The following is a 16,417-nucleotide window of genomic DNA, read 5'->3' as shown; positions in this document are numbered from 1 at the left end:
TGGAACCCGACGCCCAACCAGCGACAACAGGCCCCTCCAGCACGCCCAAAACCATAAAAATCAAACGGAACGGGAATCAGACCCTGACCTGACCGCCCACCCGACCATCATGAAAAATCCGGGCTAGTCCATTCCGCGCAGATCCAGCACCAGTTCAGTGTCGCCGTCGGCCTGCAGCAGCACCGGGATGCCCCAGTCCTGCTGGTACAGGTGGCAGGCGGCGTGGTCCGGGATCTCGCCGTCCGTATCCTCAGGGCCGTCGCAGGCCGCGGCACGGGCGCTAATGTGCAGCACCCCCTCGGGGATGTCGGACGCCAGTTCCAGCGTGCGGACCAGCCCCACGGAGGTCCCGCCCCCGGAGACCAGCAGCTTCGCCGGAGTGGAGGAGATCTTCAGCTGGGTGGGATCCCCCCAGCGGTGGTCCAGTTTCTGCCCGGTCGGCGCGGTGAAGCGGACCTTCAGCTCCAGTAGCCCGGGGGCCACGGGGCTCTTGGGCCGGTGGGTCTGGGCCGCGCCCTCGTCCACTTGCTGGGCTTCCTTCGGGATGGGCACGTAGACCAGCTGGTGATTGTTGGCCTCGACCACCACCAGCAGCGGCTCGGCGCCGGCAACGTGGGTGTGGTCCACAATCACGTCGGAGGGCTCGGACAGCCCGCGCGCGAGCGTGGAGACTGTATCAGAGACGGGGTCGTAGCGGCGGACGGCACCGTTGTAGGTGTCGGCGATCGCCACCGACCCGTCGGGAAGCACCGTCACACCGAGCGGGTGCTGCAGCCGGGCCTCGGCGGCGGGACCGTCGCGGAAGCCGAAGTCGAACAGGCCCTGGCCGACGGCCGACTCGACCGTGATGGCGCCGTCGTCCTCGATCACTAGCTTGCGCAGGGCAGAGGTCTCGGAGTCCGCCACCCAGATGTTGCCCTCCGCGTCCTCGGCGAGGCCGGAGGACTGGGCAAACCAGGCTTCCCCGGCCCGGCCGTCCAGCAGGCCCTCAAGGCCGTTGCCGGCAATGATGGACACCGCGCCGGAAAGCGGGGCGAAGCTGAAAATCTGGTGCACACCGGCCATCGCCACCACCACGGCGTTGAGCCTGGCGGACCAGACGACGTCCCACGGCGAGCTCAGCGAGACCTGCAGGGGGTCCGCTTCCAGCCGGGCACCGTAGGCGGCGCCCTCCTCGTCAACCCGGGCCGGGCCGGTCTCAAGGAGCCGCTGAACGCCGTTGCCGGCCAGGGTGCGGACGGATCCGTCGGCGAGGGAGAGCCCGCGGAGGCGGTGGTTCACGGTGTCGGCGATCACGACGTCGTAGCCGGCCTCGGCAGCGACATCTTCCGGGAGCAGAACCAGGCCCTGCGGTTCGTTGAACCGCGCCGTCACGGCGTTGCCGTCGGCATGGCCCTTGTCGCCCGAACCGTAGCTGGCCAGCACGGTCCGGAAATCGGTGGAGAGTTCCACGAGGCGGTGGTGGCCGGTGTCCGTAACAAGCCAGGATCCCGCCTCCGTGGCTTTTCCGGCCCCGCGGCCGGCCGGGAGGTATAAGGCCTTGCCCGGGAATCGCAGGGTGCCCGACGTCGGCTCCGGCGCCACATAGGGGCCGTCACCGCGGTGCAGGGTGCCCTTCGCCTCGTGCTCAGCGATCAGTTCGGGGATCAGCACGGCGAGACCGTCAGCGTGGCCTTCGCCGGAGAGGTGCGCCACGATGTAGCCTTCGGGATCGATGACCACCAGGGTGGGCCAGGCGCGCGCGGCATAGGCCTTCCAGGTGTCCAGTTCGGGATCGTCCAGGACCGGGTGGCGGATCTCGTAGCGTTCCACGGCCGCGGCCAGTGCCACCGGATCAGCTTCGTGCTCGAACTTGGGCGAGTGCACGCCCACCGTCACCAGGACATCGGAGTATTGCTGCTCGAGCGGCCGGAGTTCGTCCAGGACATGCAGGCAGTTGATGCAGCAGAAAGTCCAGAAGTCGAGCATCACGATCTTGCCGCGCAGGGATTCGAGGTCCAGGGACTTGCCGCCGGTGTTCAGCCAGTTGCGGCCCACGAGTTCGGAGGCCCGGACCCGGTGGTGTGTGCGTACGGTTTCTGTCATCAGCGTCCTTCCAGCTTTGAATTGCGTTCGGCAAGCTTGGAGTCGCGCTCGGCCAGCTTGGCAAACATATCGTTGTAAGCAGTGAGATCGGCGTCGTTATTCCTGTCCGCCGCCCGGTCGGTGCGCTTGGACTCGCGCGCATCGGAGCGGGACCACATGACGGCGACGCCGATTGCCACCAGCAGGGTGGGCACCTCCCCGATGCCCCACGCCACCGCGCCGCCCAGCTGTTGGTCCAGCAGGGCAGAGGGGCCCCAGGTCCGGCCGAGGTTGCCAAAGTAGTCCGCGGCCAGCAGTCCGGTGCCGCCCATGATCGCGACGCCGAAGAAGGCGTGAAAGCCCATCGTGGCCAGCAGGAGCAGCAGGCGCATCGGGTACGGCGCGCGCCGGGGCAAGGGGTCGGTGCCGATCATGGTCAGCACGAAGATATAGCCGGTGAGGGCGAAGTGCAGGTTCATCAGCTCGTGGCCCACATGCTCGCGCATGGCATAGCCGAAAGCGTCCGAGTAGTAGAAGAGGACGATCGAGCCGGCGAAGTTGGCGGCCGCGAACAGTGGATGCGTCACGAGCTGGGAGAACTTCGAGTGGACGAAGATCAGCAGCCACTCGCGCGGCCCGCGGGAGCTGTCCCTTCGCGGCGTCAGTGCCCGCAAAGCCAGCGTCACAGGCGCGCCGAGGACGAGGAATATGGGGGCCACCATGGTCAGCGCCATGTGGTCCACCATGTGCGCCGAGAACAGCACCCGGCCGTAGACCGACGGCGGTCCTGAGGTTACGTACGTCAGGACAGCCAGTCCGATCACCCAGTTGACGGCACGGAACCAGGACCAGGAGTCGCCGCGCTTAAGCACCTTCCGGATGCCGAGGACGTACGTCACCAGTCCGAAGACCGCGACGGCGACCCAGAGCCAGTCGAGGCGCCACTCGGTGAGCCAGCGCTCCGGGGTGAGTTCCGGCGGAAGATCGTAGCCGGAGAGGATGAAGGCCGGCGTCGCGTCGGGAGCGCCGGTGGTGGGCTCCGGCGGCGCTGAACGGCCCAGCGCGACGGCGATTCCCGACGTCGCCCCCATCACCAGCAGTTCGACGACGACGAGCTGCCAGAGCACACGCCGAGCTGACATGCCGCCGCCCTGGCTCCCAAGCTGCGGGATGACCCAGCGGCGATGCATGAGCCCGATACCGCCCAGCACGAGGGTGGCGGTGGCCTTGGCCAGGATGAGCTGTCCGTAGGCGGAGCCGAAGAGGTCGCCCCAGCCGGTGATGCGGATGGCGGAATTGATCACGCCGGAGGAGAAGACGAGGACGAAGGCGAATCCTGCCAGTGAAGAGAAGCGGCGGAGCGCGGGCTCGGTGATGTCCGTTTTGCCGCCGGCCGAGGTTCCGGTCAGGGCTCCGGAGAGCAGCGCCAGCATGATGATGCCGCCCACCCAGGCCGAGACGCCCACGAGGTGGAGGCCAAGTGAGTTGATGGCACCTTCGTGATCATTGGAACTGGCGGAGTGGCCAATCAGCGCGGCCGGCACCAGCCCGATCAGGGACAGCACCAGGGTTGCCGCCAGGGCACCCCGGGAGCGGACGCCGAAGAGCGCGGTGGTGACGACGGCGGCGATCACAACCACTGCCAGCCAGGCCCGGCCGGTCTCGATATCGGTCATGAAGTAGACCAAGGAGCGGGTGAACTCGGGATCCCCGGAGATTCCCTGGCCCGCGATGTCCGAGTAGCTCAACACCAGCACGGCGATCGAGGACAGGGTCCAGACGGCCCCTGCCGCTGCGGCCGCGGCCAGGGCGCGGGTGAAGGCTGGATGCTCTGGTGCGTGCCTGTCTTTGTCCTTGGACCGCGAGCTTGAAAGGCTCCTTGGCAGGATGCCGACGGCGAAGAGCAGCCCGCCGATCACGGTGGCCAGCGAGACGTTGTGGACCGCTTTGCTGATGGGAAGTCCCCAGCGAACCAGGGCGCCCGGGTCTGAGACCTGGCGGGCCGCTGCGGCCCCGGAGAACAGCAATGCCGCTGCGAGGCCCACAAACAGCGCCAGGAGGCCGGCCAGCTGCCAGGCGGGAGAGATCACGCGGGCAGCAGGGCCCCGCGCCCCCCCGGCGGGGGCTGGCGGGGCTGCTGTGGCACGGGGATTTGCTGCGGAAGGCACATGTCCATTGTCCGCTACGCCTGCCTGCGTGCCGAATCGGTGAAGACAGCCGCACCCGGCGTTGAATGCAAGCACACTGCCTTAAGCGCAAAAGGAGCGGCAACCCTACGGTTGCCGCTCCTTTGACGCGTTCGAAGACTACTTCTTCTTCTTGGCGACTGCAGCCTTCAGCTTGGAACCGGCGGTCAGCTTCACGCTGTGGCCGGCTGCGATCTGGATGGTCTCGCCCGTCTGCGGGTTTCGGCCGGTGCGAGCTGCACGGTCGGTGCGCTCAACTGCGAGCCAGCCCGGGATGGTGATCTTTTCGCCCGCGGCGACAGAGGTCTCGAAAACCTCGAACAGTGCATCCAGCACGGAGTTGACGGCTGCCTGGCTGGTGCCAGCCTTGCCTGCTACCTCTGCAACAAGTTCACTACGGTTCTTAGCCATTTATGTCCTCCTGGACGGTCATGATTCCTGGAGCCTGCACACGGCATGCGCACAAGCCACTGTTCGAAAACCTACCAGCTTGCCGCCGTGGAGACGGCAAATTCCGCGTGTTTTCGGCGTTTTCCGGGAAAAATCACGGGAATCGGGGCCTTTAGAGGTGATATTTCGCCGACAGCGGACGGCGCCGAAGCACCGCCTGCGGCTGTCAGTCCCCCTTCCCGGGCGCCCTCCCACGACGCTCCCCCAGGTTCCCGCGGAGTGCAGGCCCTCTCCGGGCCGATCCTCCGTCAGGTTCCCCTGCGTCCGGGGGAAGCCTTCTCACATTCCGTCGCGTCCATAGGGGTGTCCGGTGGGGTGGCGGGAATCCGGCGANTTCAACCAATTCAATACAATAAATTGGTATCAACAAACTTGGCACACTATTGAGTTCTCAAACAACAGACACACCCGGCACCACCACAACCAAACAGTCGCGGATCGCTCCGGAGCAACTTCCCAAACCTACCCGGCACCAGCCCCCGATGCAAATCCCGCTTCCAGGACCACACCAGCAACCACACCGCCCCCACCCGAACCCGCAGCGCACAAAACGCCAACCAGATCCTGGCCTTGAAAATTAGGGGATTGGCCGCCTCCGGTTCCCAGCAAATCCGCTGGTCTCCCCCGTGGCGACTTAGAAAACAATACACCCACCCAACCCCCACCGCAAACCAGCCCCACCCGCGGTGGCCGCGAACCGGCAGACAGCATCCCGTCCACCATGGGGCGACCGGAGACCCGCACTTAAACGCAGGAGGGGCCGGCAACCAAACGGTTGCCGGCCCCTCCTCAAGCCACTGGATTCAGGACTGCTGAATTACCAGGAAGACTTCTTGATACCCGGGAGCTCACCGCGGTGAGCCATGTCGCGGAAGCGAACACGGGAGATACCGAACTTCTGGAAGGTGCCGCGGGGGCGGCCATCGATGATGTCGCGGTTACGCAGACGTACCGGTGACGCGTTGCGGGGCAGCTTCTGCAGGCCGAGGCGTGCAGCTTCGCGGACTTCGTCGGTCGAGTTGGGATCAACCAGAGCCTTCTTCAGCTCGAGGCGCTTTGCAGCGTAACGCTCGACGATGACTTTACGCTGTTCGTTCTTAGCGATCATTGACTTCTTAGCCATGTGTTTAGCGCTCCTCTCGGAATTCGACGTGCTGGCGGATTTTGGGGTCGTACTTCTTCAGAACCATGCGGTCCGGGTCGTTACGACGGTTCTTCCGCGTCACGTAGGTGTAACCCGTGCCCGCGGTCGACTTGAGCTTGATGATCGGACGTACGTCCTTATCCTTTGCCATTAGAGCTTCACTCCTCGTGCCAGGATGGCGGCGACAACTGCATCGATGCCACGTACGTCGATGGTCTTGATGCCCTTTGCAGAGAGCTGCAGGGTGACATTACGGCGCAGGGACGGAACCCAGTAGCGCTTCTTCTGGATGTTCGGGTCGAACCGGCGCTTGTTGCGGCGGTGCGAGTGCGAAATGCTGTGTCCAAAGCCCGGCTCGGCTCCGGTCACCTGGCAGTGTGCTGCCATGACGACTCTCCTCAAAACTGAACGAAACGGTTGGCGGAGTTCCCGCTCAACCGTGCGGCAGGCAGCGTCCGCAGTCCAGCCCCACACATGATCGATAGTTCCGCAGTGTGCAGGCAGATGGCGTAAACCGGCTGCTTTCATCATTGCGGCGAAGATTGTGGGCCACGGGTACCGGGCGGGGGAAACCTTTCGGAAAGCCACCACGAAGTACCGGGATGCTGGGCGAATACAGGAGTGCACGCAACTTGAGCCCCTAACTACCGGCCGCCAGGACTGTCGATTCTTCCGACAATTCCCGCCAACCGGAGCAATTGCACACGCTCCGCGCCACCTAGCGCCTACCAAGTCTACGAGGTTGGCGAATTAAAGACCAATCCGGTGTGCCGGGGTGCATAAAGGGCAGCCTTCCACGTGGACGTGCTCGCGACGCCGGGTTTCCGCGCTTAGAGGTGCGTGAGCCGGGAGTAGCGGGGAGTCAGGCCGTCTCCCGAGGATTTCCCCGTGACCCGGCGGACCACCCACGGCCCGGCGAATTCGCGGACCCAGCGGGCGTTGGCACGGACTGCCTCTGCTCTGCCCAGGTCCGGCACCGGCGTCATGGGCGGGATGTCTATCGTGTGGCGGTGCTCCAGGACGGTGAGGACGCGCCTGGCCATGTTCGCGTGGCCGGCGGCGGACATATGCATCCGGTCGGTGCCCCACATGCCCCAGTCGTAATATTCACTGAAGCGCCAGTAGTCCACCAGCAGGGCGCCGTGGTCGCCGGCGATTCCGCGGACCAGCTCGTTGTAGATGGCGGTGCGGCCGCGCATGGTGCCGAAAATCTTGGAGCCGCGGGCGTCGAAGCCGGTGAACATCACCACGGTGGCGCCGGCGGCCTTGAGTTTGCGGATGCCGGCGTCGTATTCCCCCAGCAGCTCGTCGACGTCAACCCGGGGGCGGAGGATGTCATTTGCGCCGGCGTAGATGCTCACGAGCGTCGGTTTGAGTTCGACGGCGGCGTCCACCTGCTCTGCCATGATCTGGCGGAGTTTTCTCCCGCGGATGGCGAGGTTCGCGTAGCCGAACCCCGGGTCTGCTGCGCCCAGCTGCTCGGCTACCCGGTCAGCCCAGCCCCGGACGCCGTTGGGACGGGCAGGGTCGTCGTCGCCGACGCCTTCCGTGAAAGAGTCTCCGATGGCTACATAGCGGGACGTGAAATCCATACGCCCAGTCTGCCAGCAGTTGCCCCAAGCAAACAAAGCAGGGGACAACGGGTCGGCAGCTACTCCCGGATCCGGACGGCCGATTCGCGCAGGTATTGCTCCACCCGGGTGTAGGCGTCCCGGGTGAGGGCCTTCCACAGGCCGATGGCCAGTCGCGGCTCGCTCTCTTCCAGCTCCGCGATGGACTCAGCGCTGAGCACCATGACTTCGACCGGGCCGACTGCCCGCACCGTGGTCTCCTGCCGGTTGCCGCTGCCGAGCGCCAGTTCACCGAACGTCATGCCCGCGCTGAGGGTATTGAGTTTGACCCGGTCAGCGGTGGGCCCCGGGGAGGTGCTGCTGACCTTGCCGGAGGTGATGAAGTAGACCCCGCCAAACCGAAGCCCGACGCGGCGGATGACGTCGCCGTCGTCGTACTTCCTCGCTGTCATCAGGGCCTGCAAAGCCACGGCGTCCGCGTCCTCCAGCGGCGCCAGGGCGGGCGAGGCGGTCACCGGAACGTGATCCGGCAACAGCAGCTGGTTCCCGTAGTGCGCCAGCAGACGGTTTTCGCAGTATTCGACGGCGGCGTTCCGGGTGGCGTAGGACGGCACCGGCTGGCCGGTTGCCTGGTTCAACGACTCCGCCACCGAGCCGTCCGCCTCGATCAGCACGAGTCCGCGGCCGGCGCGGGCCATCCCCTCCCGGGCCGTGCCCAGCATCCGTACAGCGACCTCGCCAACCTGGTCCGTGCGGCGCAGATCCAGGACCACAAGTTCGACGTCGTCCTCCAGCGCGCTGAGCTCCCGCACCATGGACTCGGTTCCGGCGAAGAGCAGGTCGCCGTTGAGCTCGATCACGCGGGCCCGGTGGCCGTGGGCGCGGAGGACATCGGCGGCCTCGTCGTTGCGGCGGATGCCCGAGGGCGTCTCGGTGACATCGTACGCGGCGAGGATGGCGGACCGGCCGGTCCGCGCCGCGCGGACGAAGTGCAGTTCCATGTCCCGGGAAAGCCGCTGGGCGGTTGCCAGCCCGCGCACGCTGCTGCCGTGCTCGTCCAGCGGCGGCGAGTAGACGGCGAGGCCCACCTGACCGGGCAGCACCGCGATGATCCCGCCGGCCACGCCGCTCTTTCCGGGCATGCCGACGCTGCTGATCCATGCTCCGGCGTCGTCATACATCCCGGAGGTCATCATTACCGAGAGCACCCGCTCCACCGGCCCTATCTCCAGCACCTGCTTGCCGCTGAGCGGATTCCGGCCGATATTGGCAAGCGTGGCGGCCATGATGGAAAGGTCAAAGCAATTCACCAGCACCGAGCATTGGCGGAAATAGTCCTCAAGGACCGGGGTGGGGTCATCTTCGATGATGTTGAAGGAACGCAGCAGGTGCGCAAGGGCAGTATTGCGGTGGCCGTGCTTAACCTCGGATTCATAGACCTTCTCGCTGACCGAGAGCTGCCGGCCGGCGAAGGCTGAATACGTGCTGAGAATCCGCTTGAAGCCGGACTGCCCGCCGGAGCCCTTGATCAGGGAGGTGGCGGTGAGGGCGCCGGCGTTGATCATGGCATTTGCCGGGCGGCCGGTCCCCGCGGCCAGGGAAATCTCGTTGAAGGAATCACCCGAGGGCTCGACGTCCACCTTGGCATCCACGGCGTCGCAGCCCAGATCCTCCAGGGCCAGCCCGTAGGTGAACGGCTTGGAAATGGACTGGATGGTGAATTCCTCGCGGGTGTCCCCCACCTCGTACACCTGGCCGTCCACCGTGGCAAGGGCGATGCCGAAGTTGTCCGGATCCACGTTGGCCATCGCCGGAATGGTGCTGTACGGCGTGCCGTCCTTGAGCCTGGCAATCTCGGCGTGGATCTGGCGCAGGTAGCTGTCGATCGGCGATTCCATAGTGCCAACACTAGGCGACGCCGCGTTCGGGGAAGCCTGGCCGGTGGGTCTCAGGCCTGTTTGCTGTCCCGCAGGATCCAGTGGTCCTTATCCAGGCGGCCGACGATTTTCTCGCCGATCCTGGCGAGGTCGGCGACGTCCTCCTCGCTCAGTGCATCGAGGAACAACGAACGGACGGCCCCGACGTGGGCGGGGGCGAGTTCCTCGATGGTTTCCATCCCGGCGCCGGTGAGGTGCGCCGTCGTGACCCGGGCATCGCCGGGGTGCGGGCGGCGCTCCACCCACCCGCGGGCCTGCAGCTTGGTGACCACATGGGACAGCCGGGACAGCGAGGCGCTGGTGCGCGCGGCCAGTTCACTCATGGCCAGATAGTGGCCTTCGGCCTCGGAGAGCATCGCGAGGACGTTGTAGTCAAAGAGGGAGAGCTTGCGCGCGTGGTGGAGGTGCGTGTCCAGGGCCGCCGGAAGCAGTGTGTTGATGCTCAGCTGGGCCAGCCAGGCCCGGCGTTCGTCGGCGTTCAGCCAGCGCGGTTCAGTCATGGTCACAGTCTAGGAGAACTAAAGCTTGACGGTTCAACTGCGCTGATTCGGATGATAGGCGTCCCCCTGCCGGGCTGTGCCCAGGCAGTAGGCTGGCCCTATGTACGTAGTCTCCCTGACCTACAAGGTCCCCGAAGAGATCGTTGACTTCCATCTCCCGGCGCACGTCACGTGGCTGCAGGACGCCTTCGACCAAGGCGTTTTTATGGTTGCGGGGCGGAAGATTCCACGCACGGGCGCGCTGCTGCTCTCCAACGCTGACCGGTCGGTCCTTGATGCTGTGCTGGCCAATGACCCGTTCTCTGTGAACGGGGTTGCCGAATTCGAGGTTATGGAGTTCCATGCCAACCGGGTGGCCCCGGGCTACGAAAACCTGCTGGACAGCTGAGCGCCCGGCCCTGTCCGGCTTAGTCCGGTGCGGCTTGGTCCACGGCGATTTTGGCGGTCAGTTTCTTCAGTCCGCCCTTCTGCGGGACCCTGACCGGCTCCGGCCAGCGGGGGCTGAGCTCGTCCCCCAACGTGACGCCGCGGAGCTTGCGCCCGAACAGCGGCAGGACCCAGTCACGGACCCAGCGGCGCTGCCTTCGCTCCCAGTCCCGGAGGCCCAGTTTCGCGGGCGGCTCCCACTCCTTGGGCTTGACCTTGTGCGGGACGCCGAGTTGGTCCAGGACTTGCCCGGCGAGGTACTTGTGGCCTGCTTTGGACATGTGCAGTCGGTCCGAATCCCACATCCGCGGGTCGTAGAACGCGTCAAAGCACCAATAGTCCACCAGCACAGCCTCGTACCGGGCGGCCACCTCGCGGACGCGCTGGTTGTAGATGGCGTTGCGCTTCTTCAGCGGTTCCAGCAACGCCGAGACCCTGACGTCGAATCCCGTGAACAGCACCAGCGTTGCCCCGGTAACGGATAGCCGCGCGACCAGCGACTCGTAGTCCCGCATCAGGACCTGGATGTCGGTCCCAATATCCAGAATGTCGTTTCCGCCGGCATACAAGGTGATGAGCGTCGGCTGCATGGCCAGCGCCGGTTCCAGCTGTTCGGCGACGACGTGGCGCAGCCTCTTGCTGCGCACGGCAAGGTTTGCGTAGTTCCAGCCCGGTTCCGACTTGGCCAGCTGCTCCGCCACCCGGTCCGCCCAGCCACGCACGCCGTTGGGCAGCCGGAGGTTGTAGTCACCCACCCCCTCGGTGAAGGAATCCCCCAGGGCAACGTAAACCCGCCGCCCGTCAGGGCCCGTGCTTAGAAGGTTCTCGGCCATGGCGCCACGGTAGCCCGGCTGCACGACGTCGGGGTTAACACGCGGGGCACAGCAGGTGAGCCGACCGCCGGCGGGTGCTTCGGGTTTAGAGCTCGGCCTTGCCCTGCCGCCAGTACCCCATGAACGCCACCTGCTTCCGGTCAATCCCCACGTCCCGCACCAGGTACCGGCGCAGCTCCTTGATGGCCCCGGCCTCGCCGGCGATCCAGGCGTAGAACGGCAGGGCGCCCGCGGGCTTGTGCGGGTTCTTGCTGGCGCCGATCGCGGCGGCGTCCATCCGGGCGGGGGTTTCCCAAAGGATGTCCTGGTCCACGTTGACGTCCTCAGGCTCGGGTCCGGCGGCCTGGCCGGCGGATGTGATGCCCACCCAGCCGGGCAGGGGAACCGCTGCCCGGACCGCCTCGTGCAGCAGTTGGCCGTGCGGACGGGAGCGGCCGATCGCCGTGCCGCGGGCAAGCCAGGTGATGTCGACGTCGGCGTCGGTCCGGAGGTCCTGAAAGTCGCCGGCCGCCGGTACCTCGAGGATGGCGTGCCCGCTTAGATAGGACGGGAGGCTTTCGAGGATGGCGCTGATCGCGGGGACGGCGGTTTCGTCCCCGGCGAGAAGCACGCGCTGGGCCAGGCCCGGCCGCCACTCGATGCCGGAGTAGGTTTCCGCCGTGACGCAGTGGGCGGCCCTGATATTGGGCCCGATCAGGGTTATGGCGTCCCCGGGCCTGGCGTTCAGGGACCAGTTGGCGGCCGGGCCGCCCTTCCCCTCGGCGTCGAAGTGCAGCACGAAGTCGACGTCGATTTCCGGGTAGACGGCGTCGAGGCGCTCCTGCCGCACCGTGTAGGTGCGCATGGATCCGCGGGTTGCCGGGTCCATGGCCAGCCACCCGCGGTACCAGCCGGCCTGCTCCGTCCGGAATTCCGGGAGCGGTACGGGGGTGCCGTCCGCCGCCAGCGACGGGATCATGAGCTTGACCCGCAGGTCCAGGGTGCCGCCGTGCACACCGAAGTCCCGCAGCGCGTAGCCGCCGAAGGTGATCCGTCGAAAGTTCGGGCTGAGATGCTGGACCGCCGTCACCCGGACCTCGAACGCCCGGGTCATGGGTTCGGTGGCCAGCTGACCATGGGCGGGACGGGCGGTGTGGTTCGTTGCGGTCATGGGACCAGCTCCAGGGTTGGATTCGGGCTTTCGGCGTCCGCTGACTCAGCGGCGGACCCAGTGTGGTGGCGGCCGAACGGGATGATCAGCGGAGTGCCGGAAACCGGGTCCGGCACCACGCGGCACTCCAGTCCGAACACGTCGCGGACCAGTTCCTCAGTCACCACCGCCGCGGAAGCCCCCTGCGCCACGATCCTCCCGCTCTTCAGGGCGATGACGTGGTCCGCGTACCGTGCAGCGAGGTTGAGGTCGTGCAGCACGATCGCCACCGTGGTGCCGCGCTGCCGGTTGAGGTCCGTGATGAGATCCAGGACCTCCACCTGATGGGCGAGGTCCAGGTAGGTCGTCGGCTCGTCCAGGAGCAGCACCTCGGTTTCCTGCGCCAGGGCCATCGCAATCCAGACGCGCTGGCGCTGCCCGCCGGAGAGTTCGTCCACGCTCCGTTCGGCGAGTTCCAGCGTTGCGGTGGCGGCCATCGCGCGCTGCACGGCGCGCTCATCCTCCGCCGAGCGGTTTCGGAAGAAGCCCTGGTGGGGGTAGCGGCCCCGGCCCACGAGGTCCCGGACCGTGATGCCGTCCGGCGCCGTCGGGTGTTGCGGGAGCAGGCCAAGGGTGCGGGCAACTTCGCGGGCGGGCCGGCTGTGGATGTCTTTGCCGTCCAGGGTGACCACGCCCGCAGCGGGCTTGAGTAGCCGGGCGAGCCCCCGGAGCAGGGTGGATTTGCCACAGGCGTTGGCGCCGACGATCATGGTCACTTTGCCCTCGGGGATGTCTGCGGAAAGTCCCTCGATGACGGTCCGCTGGTCGTATTTCAGCGTCAGGCCGGAGGCGTGCAATGCTGCCATCTCAGGCATCCTTTCGGTTGGTCGTGACCAGAAGCCACAGCATGAACGGGGCACCCAGCGCGCCGGTGACCACGCCCACCGGAAGGACGGTTCCGGCCAGCAGCAGCGGGGCGATATTTGCGGCCAAGTAGTCCGCCGAGAGGACCATCAGCACGCCGGTCAGGGCCGACGCTGGCAGGCTTGCCTTCCGGACGAATAGGCCGGCAATCGGACCGGCGAGGAAGGCGACGAACGCAACGGGTCCGGCAGCCGCCGTCGCCGCCGCTGCTAGCCCGACGGCGGCGACCACGATCGCGAGCCGGGTGGCGCCGACCCGCACTCCGAGGCCGGCGGCGGCGTCGTCCCCAAGTTCGAGGATGCGCAGCGGGCCGGCGAGGACCACGACGGCCGGAACCAGCACCAGCAGCGCGAGGCTGAGGACCCCGGCCCGGTCCCAGCTGGCGGTGTTGAGCGAGCCGTTGAGCCAGATCAGGGCGTCCGCGGCTGTGCGGATATCCGTCCGGGTCATCAGGAAACTGACCACGGCCTGCAGCGCGGCGGCAATTCCCACCCCGGCCAGGATCAGCCGGCTTCCCGCGGCGCTGTCCCGGCCGCCGCCGGAGCCGGGCGGTCCGCTGCGGGAGATCGCGTAAATCAGGGCGGCCACGGCCAGTGCACCGGCGAAGGCCGCGCCCGACACCACCGCACCGGACGCGCCGAAGAGCACAATCGCTGTGACGGCCGCGGCGCTGGCACCGTAGCTGATGCCGATCACATCCGGGCTGGCCAGCGGGTTGCGCAGCATGGTCTGAAGCAGCGCGCCGGACAGCCCGAACGCGGCGCCGATCAGTGTGCCCACCACGGCCCGCGGCAGCTTGTGCTCCATCACGATGAAGCTCGCCCCGGGAATCTTCGCCCCGCCGGTGAGGTGGGCGGCCAGGATCCTGAAGAAGTCGGGGATGGTGACGGTGTAGCTGCCCAGGAGCACGCTCGCGGCGAAGACCACCACGGCGGCGAGGGCCAGGACAAGGATCCGCCGGTGTTGCGCTATCAGTTTTGGTCGCTCAGCCGCGGTTTTAGCGACGGGAAGTGATAGGTCAACGGGGGTTTTAGTATCGGCGAGTCTCACAGGCCGGCCCCCTTGCCGCGGCGGACCAGCCAGACGAACACCGGGGCGCCGAGCAGCGCCGTCAGGATCCCGGCGGGAACCTCGCCGGGGAGCAGGATGACACGGCCGATCACGTCGGCCGCCAGGAGCAGCGCCGGGGCCAGGACCAGCGAGAACGGCAGGATCCAGCGGTAGTCGGGACCGGTCAGGAAGCGGACGGCGTGCGGAATAACGAGCCCGATGAAGCCGATCGGGCCCGCCAGCGCGGTGGCCGATCCGCAGAGCAGCACGATCCCCAGCGCCGTGATGCCGCGGGCTACCCCCACGCGCTGGCCGAGGCCGCGGGCCAGATCATCACCCAGGGCAAGGCCGTTGAGGATCCGCCCGGTGCCCAGCACAATCAGGGCGCCGAGCAGCAGGAACGGTACCCCGGGGAGCACCACGGACCAGTCGCGGCCCGCGATCCCGCCGACCTGCCAGAACCGGAAGCGGTCCAGGGTGTCCTGGCTGGAAACCAGGATCACGTTCATGAGCGAAAAGAGTCCCGCGCTCAGGGCGGCGCCCGCTAGGGCGAGCTTCACCGGCGTCGCACCGTCCCGGCCCAGCGAGGCGATCAGATAGACGACGGCGGCCGCGGCCGCGGCGCCGATGAACGCGAACCAGATGTACCCGGTCAGGGAGGAGACGCCGAAAACGTAGATGCCGGTGACGACGGCCAGCGCGGCCCCGGCGTTGACGCCAATGATGCCCGGCTCCGCGAGGGGGTTGCGGGCCACGCCCTGCATCGCCGCGCCCGCGAGCCCGAGGGCGCCGCCGGCGAGCAGGCCCAGGACGGTGCGCGGGATCCGGGCGTGAACTACGGCGTGATCGCCGTTGGCCGGATCGAACTGGACCAGCGCCTGCCAGACGGTTTCCAGGGACAGGCCGCGGGCCCCGATTGCGAGCGACGCCGCGGCCACGAGAGCAAGGACAACGACGGCGGCCAGCAGCCAGAAGGCACGGGGACCCCAGGCGGGGGCGACCGGGATCTCCGGTGCGGATCCGGCGGCGGCCATGGCCGCCGTCGTCGTCAGTGGGCTCATGGGGCGGTGGCTACTTGGCTGCTTTGTCCGCGGCGGCGGCCAGTTGGGGCAGGAACGTGTCCAGGGACCAGGGCAGGCTGAGCGGCGAGGAGGCGGAGATGGACAGCGTGAGCGTGTTGTCAGAATCGGAGACCAGGGCGCCACGCTTGATGGCCGGGATCTGGGCCATCAGCGGGTCGGCCGTGACGGCTGTCGCGGCGGCGGCGTCGGCAACCCAGGTCACGAAGATGTCCGATTGGAGCTCGTTGGCCTTCTCTGCGGACCAGGGGATGTAGAACTCCTTGGAGCCCTTCGAGTTGGCCTCCACCACGGGCGCCAGCTTCATCCCGATCGCGCTGAGGAACCGCGGCCGGTTGTCGTTGGCGGTGTAGAGGCCGATCTTCGCCGTGGCTGCCGGATCCAGATTGCCGTAGATGTAAGACTTTCCGGCGAGCTGCGGGTACTTGGAGACCTTGTCCTTGATGGTGGCCTCGGTGTCCGCGACCAGCTTTGTGGCTTCGGTTTCCTTGCCGAGTGCCTTGCCGATGATGGCTGTGGAGTCCTGCCATGAGGTCCCATAAGCGACCTCGGGGTGGGCCACCACCGGCGCGATTTCGCTGAGCTTCTTGTAGTCCTCTTCCTTCAGGCCGGAGTAGGCACCGAGGATGACATCGGGGTTGAGCTTGGCGATCTCGGTGAAGTTGATGCCGTCCGCTTCGGAGAACTGGGCCGGGGCCTTTGCCGAGCCGATGCCGGCGTCGAGCTTGCCGAGCGCGGCGTCCTTCCACGGTGTGGAGCCCTGGTCATTGCCGCCCCACTCGTTCTTGGGGACACCGACCGGGACGACGCCGAGCGCGATCGCAACGTCGTCGTTAACCCAGGAGACGGTGACGACGCGCTGGGGTTGTTCCTTGATGATCGTCTGGCCGAAGACGTGCTTGATGGTCACCGGGAAGGCTGAGCTGGCGGACTGGCTGGGCGCGCCGGCCGCCGTCGAGCTTGCCGGGCCGGTGGTGCAGGCGCTCAGGGAGAGCGCGACCGCGGCCAGGGCGGCAGTCGCCTGCCCGGCGGCGCGAAGGAAGTGACGTCTGGGCGCGGTGCGGAGTGTCTCGCTCTGGGCGGGGAGATGCATGGGATTCCTTAGGTCAATGATGCGAACCTAA

The 16,417-nt window shown here is 67.1% G+C and carries 16 protein-coding genes; 1 reads left to right on the top strand and 15 read right to left on the bottom strand.

The features are described 5' to 3' along the window. Positions 1 to 123: 123 nt before the first annotated feature. From AC50X6_RS06185 to AC50X6_RS06145, 9 genes are all read right to left on the bottom strand, one after another. Positions 124 to 2,085 (bottom strand): NHL domain-containing thioredoxin family protein, encoded by a 1,962-nt coding sequence (locus AC50X6_RS06185; protein ID WP_494965367.1) that lies wholly within the window; start codon positions 2,083 to 2,085, stop codon positions 124 to 126. Further along, positions 2,085 to 4,232: a bifunctional copper resistance protein CopD/cytochrome c oxidase assembly protein gene (locus AC50X6_RS06180; protein WP_494965366.1), complete on the bottom strand. Its 2,148-nt coding sequence runs from the start codon at positions 4,230 to 4,232 to the stop codon at positions 2,085 to 2,087. Before AC50X6_RS06180 ends, AC50X6_RS06185 begins: the two co-directional genes overlap by 1 nt. 138 nt (positions 4,233 to 4,370) lie before the next feature. Further along, the gene (locus AC50X6_RS06175) at positions 4,371 to 4,661 is read right to left on the bottom strand and encodes an HU family DNA-binding protein (protein WP_354236135.1); all 291 of its coding nucleotides are present in this window, start codon (positions 4,659 to 4,661) and stop codon (positions 4,371 to 4,373) included. Between the two features lie 856 nt (positions 4,662 to 5,517). After that, on the bottom strand, positions 5,518 to 5,823 hold the full coding sequence (rpsN, locus tag AC50X6_RS06170) for a 30S ribosomal protein S14 (RefSeq protein ID WP_326967060.1): 306 nt from the start codon (positions 5,821 to 5,823) through the stop codon (positions 5,518 to 5,520). Positions 5,824 to 5,827: 4 nt separating this feature from the next. After that, positions 5,828 to 5,995 carry a 50S ribosomal protein L33 gene (gene rpmG / locus AC50X6_RS06165; RefSeq protein WP_013602737.1) on the bottom strand — a complete coding sequence of 56 codons (168 nt, stop codon included), beginning with the start codon at positions 5,993 to 5,995 and terminating at the stop codon, positions 5,828 to 5,830. Then, positions 5,995 to 6,231, bottom strand: a complete 237-nt coding sequence (rpmB, locus tag AC50X6_RS06160) for a 50S ribosomal protein L28 (protein ID WP_326967061.1) — start codon at positions 6,229 to 6,231, stop codon at positions 5,995 to 5,997. Before rpmB ends, rpmG begins: the two co-directional genes overlap by 1 nt. 443 nt (positions 6,232 to 6,674) lie before the next feature. Further along, the gene (locus AC50X6_RS06155; protein ID WP_494965365.1) at positions 6,675 to 7,436 is read right to left on the bottom strand and encodes an SGNH/GDSL hydrolase family protein; all 762 of its coding nucleotides are present in this window, start codon (positions 7,434 to 7,436) and stop codon (positions 6,675 to 6,677) included. A 59-nt stretch (positions 7,437 to 7,495) separates the two neighbouring features. Then, on the bottom strand, positions 7,496 to 9,313 hold the full coding sequence (gene glsA / locus AC50X6_RS06150; protein ID WP_494965364.1) for a glutaminase A: 1,818 nt from the start codon (positions 9,311 to 9,313) through the stop codon (positions 7,496 to 7,498). A gap of 50 nt (positions 9,314 to 9,363) precedes the next feature. Next, positions 9,364 to 9,852, bottom strand: coding sequence for a MarR family winged helix-turn-helix transcriptional regulator (locus AC50X6_RS06145; RefSeq protein ID WP_494965363.1), 489 nt, complete (start codon positions 9,850 to 9,852; stop codon positions 9,364 to 9,366). Between the two features lie 100 nt (positions 9,853 to 9,952). Here AC50X6_RS06145 and AC50X6_RS06140 point away from each other — a divergent pair, with 100 nt between their 5' ends. After that, positions 9,953 to 10,240 (top strand): YciI family protein, encoded by a 288-nt coding sequence (locus AC50X6_RS06140; protein WP_494965362.1) that lies wholly within the window; start codon positions 9,953 to 9,955, stop codon positions 10,238 to 10,240. 19 nt (positions 10,241 to 10,259) lie between these two features. Here AC50X6_RS06140 and AC50X6_RS06135 read toward each other — a convergent pair whose 3' ends face one another. From AC50X6_RS06135 to AC50X6_RS06110, 6 genes are all read right to left on the bottom strand, one after another. Beyond that, positions 10,260 to 11,111: an SGNH/GDSL hydrolase family protein gene (locus tag AC50X6_RS06135; RefSeq protein ID WP_494965361.1), complete on the bottom strand. Its 852-nt coding sequence runs from the start codon at positions 11,109 to 11,111 to the stop codon at positions 10,260 to 10,262. 85 nt (positions 11,112 to 11,196) lie between these two features. Then, on the bottom strand, positions 11,197 to 12,261 hold the full coding sequence (locus AC50X6_RS06130) for a siderophore-interacting protein (protein ID WP_494965360.1): 1,065 nt from the start codon (positions 12,259 to 12,261) through the stop codon (positions 11,197 to 11,199). After that, positions 12,258 to 13,106 (bottom strand): ABC transporter ATP-binding protein, encoded by an 849-nt coding sequence (locus AC50X6_RS06125; RefSeq protein WP_494965359.1) that lies wholly within the window; start codon positions 13,104 to 13,106, stop codon positions 12,258 to 12,260. The genes AC50X6_RS06130 and AC50X6_RS06125 overlap by 4 nt, the downstream gene beginning before the upstream one ends. Before the next feature lies 1 nt (position 13,107). Then, positions 13,108 to 14,139, bottom strand: coding sequence for a FecCD family ABC transporter permease (locus AC50X6_RS06120; protein WP_494965375.1), 1,032 nt, complete (start codon positions 14,137 to 14,139; stop codon positions 13,108 to 13,110). 71 nt (positions 14,140 to 14,210) lie between these two features. Beyond that, the gene (locus AC50X6_RS06115) at positions 14,211 to 15,248 is read right to left on the bottom strand and encodes a FecCD family ABC transporter permease (RefSeq protein ID WP_494965374.1); all 1,038 of its coding nucleotides are present in this window, start codon (positions 15,246 to 15,248) and stop codon (positions 14,211 to 14,213) included. Between the two features lie 37 nt (positions 15,249 to 15,285). Further along, a complete protein-coding gene (locus tag AC50X6_RS06110) occupies positions 15,286 to 16,386 on the bottom strand; it encodes an ABC transporter substrate-binding protein (protein WP_494965358.1) in 1,101 nt (366 codons plus the stop codon). Positions 16,387 to 16,417: the final 31 nt, after the last annotated feature.

The organism is Pseudarthrobacter sp. HLT1-7 (genome assembly GCF_059383435.1).
Note: the sequence above shows the minus strand (reverse complement) of the source record. Positions and strands in the feature narration are given on the sequence as shown.